The organism is Maribacter sp. (genome assembly GCF_049667165.1).
Taxonomy (GTDB): Bacteria; Bacteroidota; Bacteroidia; order Flavobacteriales; family Flavobacteriaceae; genus Maribacter_A.
Genome location: NZ_JBATHS010000145.1, coordinates 1 through 5266 on the forward strand (window position 1 = coordinate 1; position 5266 = coordinate 5266).

A 5266-nucleotide genomic window follows, 5' to 3' on the forward strand; every position below is an offset into this window, starting at 1 on the left:
ACCAACGGCGAGGGGAAGAATTGCCGGAATCCATTCGAAATGGACAGCGATTGACCGGAATGACTTCCGGACAGGACAAATTCCCTTTGGTAGGCTCCCAATTCGGTTTTCAGCAACACGGCAAAAACGGGACATGGATCAGTGACCTATTGCCCTATACTGCGAAAATGGCGGATGATATCTGTATCATTAAATCGATGTATACCGAGGCCATCAACCATGACCCTGCCGTAACCTTTTTTCAAACGGGATCACAACAACCCGGTCGACCGAGTATCGGTTCCTGGCTAAGTTATGGGCTGGGCAGTGAAAATGAAAACCTTCCAGCCTTCACCGTACTTCTGTCACGGGGATCTGGCCGACCTAATGGGCAGCCCTTATATACCCGACTTTGGGGCAATGGTTTTCTTCATTCCTTGCACCAAGGGGTACAATTCAGGGCGGCCAAAGACCCCGTTTTATATCTTAACGATCCCAAGGGGATGACCAAGGAAGGAAAAAGGGCGATGTTGGATCAGATTGCGGCTTTGAACGACAAGCATTTCCAAGAAAGTGGGGACCCCGAAATACAGAGTAGAATCGCACAATACGAAATGGCCTATCGTATGCAGACCTCTGTTCCCGAAGTCATCAATACGGACAACGAACCCGATTATATTTATAAAATGTACGGTGCCGATGCGAAAATACCGGGTACCTATGCGGCAAACTGTCTGCTGGCCAGACGGTTGGCGGAGAAAGATGTTCGCTTTATCCAATTGTACCATATGGGCTGGGACCAACACGATAATTTGCCCGGGGCCATCACCAAGCAGGCCAAGGATGTGGATCAGGCTTCCGCAGCCTTGGTCGCCGATCTAAAACAACGCGGAATGCTCGAGGATACCTTGGTCATTTGGGGCGGGGAATTCGGCAGGACCAATTATTCCCAAGGCGTGTTGACCGATACGAATTACGGTCGTGACCATCACCCAAGATCCTTTAGTATCTGGATGGCCGGTGGGGGTATTAAACCCGGCATCGTGTATGGGGAGACCGATGATTTTGGCTATAACATTACCCAAAACCCCGTACACGTGCATGATTTTCAAGCAACCTTGTTGCACCAATTGGGTATCGACCATGAAAAGCTAGTCTACAAATACCAGGGAAGACGGTTCCGATTAACCGATGTCGAAGGCCATGTGGTACATGATATTTTGACTTAACCCAAAACGAGTCCATACCCATGAAGCGAAGAAATTTTATACAACATACGGCCTTGGCCACAACCGGAATCCTTGCGGGTATGCCTGTATTGAATGCGATGGCCCCATACAAGGACTTGGTCATTGGTCATGGTTCGCATCAATATAAAATCGATATGAATTGGGGGGCGCTCAATTCGGAATTCTATCCGGTCAATGACTGTCACGAAATGGTACAGGATTCTAAGGGGAGAATCCTTCTATTGACCAACCATACCAAGAACAATGTGATCGTTTATGATACATCAGGAAAGCTGATCGAAGTTTGGGGCACCGATTATCCTGGGGCGCATGGACTTACCCTACATGTTGAAAATGGGGAGGATATTTTATATATCTCCGACAATGCACGGCATGAGGTCATCAAAACCACCATCGATGGCAAGGTCATTCAAGTCTTTGAATATCCAAAGGAATCGGGAAAATACAACACCAAGGAATCGTACATCCCTACCGAGACCGCAATTGCCGAAAATGGGGATGTCTATATCGCCGATGGGTATGGAGAACAATACATTATGCATTACAATGCCAAAGGGGAACTGCTCAATACCTTCGGAGGTAAGGGGCAGGAAGATACCAAGTTCAATAATGCCCATGGCATTTGTATCGACACTCGAAATGCTACTGACCCTACCCTCTTGATTACCGCCAGACAGCAGAATAAGCTAAAGCGGTTTTCTATGGAGGGTGAATTTATAGAAAGTTCGGACTTGCCGGGGGCCTATATCTGCCGACCGGTCATCCATGGCACACATGTGTATTTGGCCACGATTTGGTCTGGTGATGGCAGTGAGGGTACCGGGTTCATTTCCATTTTGGACCAGGACAACAAACTTGTTTCCGCCCCAGGGGGTAGCATTCCGACCTATAATGAAAACGTTTTGGACCCTATGTATCAGACCGTAAAGGTCTTCCATCATCCCCATGATGTATGTGTAGATGAGGATGAAAACCTGTATGTAGCTCAGTGGAATTCCGGAAAAACATATCCGATTAAATTATTTAGGGTTTAGGTATGAGGGCAATTTTCTTTCTTCCGCTATTGGTTATCCTTGGTTCCTGTACCTCGAAAAAAGGGACCTATGAAGCAAGTGGCACCTTTCAATTGGCACCGCCCCTATTTGCCGTTGATTCCGCACTTTTTAAAAATGCCGCCACCTTCACCCTACAATTTGGGTTTCCCGAAAGCCAGATCCGGTACACCCTCGACGGGAAGGACGTAGACGGGCATAGTGCCATGTATACCGCGCCCATACAATTAAAGCACTCCGCAACTCTTAAAGCCAAGGCCTTTCATCCCGATTTTAGGGCTAGTGACCAAGTCAGTCTGCCCATTGAAAAACTGGTCCATGATATTTCAAAGGCGACCGTTACCTTAACCCCTCCACCCCATGACAATTACAAAGGTTCGGGTGCCCAAGGGTTGGTCGATATGCAAAAAGGCGGATTACAATTCAGCGGAAGCAATGCATGGATGGGTTTTCAGGGCAATCCCATCACCATTACCATCGACCTTAATAACGAATTGGAACTTTCATTCGTTAAGGTAAGTACCCTGCAAAATCAAGGGGGATGGATTTTTGCCCCACAGAAAATCGAAGTGCTTTCAGGTACCCAAGAAATCGGTAAAATAACCATTGAAAGCGCAGAAGAACAACAGGACAACCAATTGGCAATGATTGCCGTCCCCCTTAAAAAAGGAACCTATTCCCAATTGACGCTGCAGGTGTATCCCTTGGATGAAATACCCCAATGGCACCAGGGCAAAGGCACGGCACCCTGGCTTTTTATGGATGAAATATTAGTTGAATAAATGATCGCACAAACCCTACAAATAGGAAATTTACATCCCTTGGTGATCCATCTGCCCATAGGGATCTTGATCATTGGGTTTATCTTGGAAATCGGGTTTCGCAAAAAACCCTCCGATACGGTCCGGGATATTATCTTGATGGTTTTAGGGTTTGGTGCCCTATCCGCTATTATTTCATTGGGCACGGGATGGTTATTGGCCGACAATGGCGGGTATGATGAAACCTTGCTTTTTCGCCATCGCTGGTTGGCGGTGGCCTTTACGGTACTGACCGCCGGACTCTATTTTCTTAAAAAGTCCACCACGCCCATGGCGAAAAATCTCTATATGCCCCTCTATATTGTGGTCCTGATCCACATAGGCATTACCGGGCATTATGGGGGCAGTATGACGCATGGGGAGGATTTCCTTTTTGCGGACCATACTACCCAAAAAGTGATTATTGAGGATGTGGACAAAGCCCTTGTCTATGCCGATATCATACAACCTATTTTCGACAACAAATGTGTGAGCTGTCACAATACCTCCAAGATAAAGGGAGGTTTGTTGATGGATACGAAGGAAAACCTCTTGACGGGCGGTGAATCGGGAAGCATTCTCGATTCGGTGGCCCCCGATAAACCTTCCCTATTGCTGCACCACCTGCAACTACCTTTGGAAAATGAGGACCATATGCCCCCCAAGGGAAAGGTACAGCCCACCGCTGACGAATTGGCGCTATTGGAATGGTGGATGGGCCATGATCATTGCTTCGATTGTTTGGTCGGTACTATGGACAAAACAGAGCAACTCGAAAAGATATTGAAGAATTTGGAGGAAGACACCTCCACTCGGGCCTTGATCGCCAAGGAGGTCGGTGAAGTGCCCAATACCTGGTTAGCCGATTTGAACGGCTCCAATATTTCGGCCTCCCGCCTGGCGGCAAAGAGCCCATTGATCTTAATCAATCTGTTTGGGCGAACCGATTTGACTCCTGGGGATTTTAAGGCCCTAAAAAAATATGCCAAGAATATCGTGGAATTGAATCTGGGGAAAACCAATTTCAATGATACGTTGGCCCCTTCCCTAAAACCCTTTAAAAACCTGACCAAGCTACAATTGCAAAAAACGACCATTGCGGATAAATCTATTGACGTCATCAAAGGGTTGGAACATTTGGAATCCTTGAACCTCTATGGTACCGAAATCGATAATACGGGGTTAAAAAAACTAGAAGGCATGCCCAGTCTTACCCATCTCTATCTCTGGCAAACCGATATCACCAACGAGGCCATGGACGCCTATGCCAGTGCCCATCCCGAAGTCACCGTACAGGGACAGATCAATAGTGATATTTTCAGGGCCACCAAGTTGGAACCGCCCACGATCATCGCCGAGACCGATTTCTTTACCGATTCGTTACACATAGCGCTAGATTATGTTTTTGATGATGCCCAGATTTTTTATACCCTCGATGGTTCGGAACCCGATTCCACCTCCACACAGTATTCAAAACCGCTGACGATCACCCGATCTACCGAAGTAAAAGCGGTGACCCACGCCCCGGGGTGGCATTTGAGCGAGGTAACCGCCTCCAGTTTTAAGAAAATCTCCTTTGCCGTAAACGCGATTACCTTGAATAAAAACCCCAACGAACGCTATAAGGGCCATGGGGCTCAGACACTGATCGACCAGAAAAGGGGAACCGTCAATTTTGTGGATGGCAATTGGATTGGCTTTGAAGGCAGCCATTTTACGGCCACCATAGAACTCGGAAAAGAAGAACAGGTATCCTCGGTCTCGGTGGGGGCCTTCTCCTCCCCTGAAAAATGGATTTTCTATCCTACAGGGTTTAAGGTCTGGACCTCTACGAACGGCACGGATTTTAAATTGGTCAAGACCCAAAATTTGGGACCGGAAGCGATCAATACGAATACGAAATTCCGGTTCTTTGATTTGGACATTGCCCCTACTTCGGCCAAATATGTACGGGTACAGGTCAACAGTCAATTGAAAAACCCCGAATGGCACCCCAACCCTGGCGGTAACAGTTGGTTGTTCGTTGATGAGATCGTGCTTAACTAAGACCCATTAAAAAAAACCACACTCCTTTTTCATGGTGCAAAGGATACCCGATCAACGGTTATTTTCAGCATTGGTCTTTTTAGATTTGTTTACTACCCTATTTTGTAGGAAATTTAGGGTGCTTATAAAAGAAATATAG

General features: G+C 47.0%; 4 protein-coding genes. All 4 read left to right on the top strand.

Translation table 11 applies throughout. The features are described from left to right. On the top strand, positions 1 to 1208 hold a 1208-nt coding region (locus WBM98_RS07540; RefSeq protein WP_424365412.1), incomplete at its 5' end, for a DUF1501 domain-containing protein. 20 nt (positions 1209 to 1228) lie between these two features. Next, complete coding sequence (locus WBM98_RS07545) at positions 1229 to 2263, top strand: 6-bladed beta-propeller (RefSeq protein ID WP_424365413.1); 1035 nt, start codon at positions 1229 to 1231, stop codon at positions 2261 to 2263. A gap of 2 nt (positions 2264 to 2265) precedes the next feature. After that, on the top strand, positions 2266 to 3063 hold the full coding sequence (locus WBM98_RS07550; protein ID WP_424365414.1) for a chitobiase/beta-hexosaminidase C-terminal domain-containing protein: 798 nt from the start codon (positions 2266 to 2268) through the stop codon (positions 3061 to 3063). Then, positions 3064 to 5127, top strand: coding sequence for an FN3 associated domain-containing protein (locus WBM98_RS07555; RefSeq protein ID WP_424365415.1), 2064 nt, complete (start codon positions 3064 to 3066; stop codon positions 5125 to 5127). The last annotated feature ends 139 nt before the right edge of the window (positions 5128 to 5266 follow it).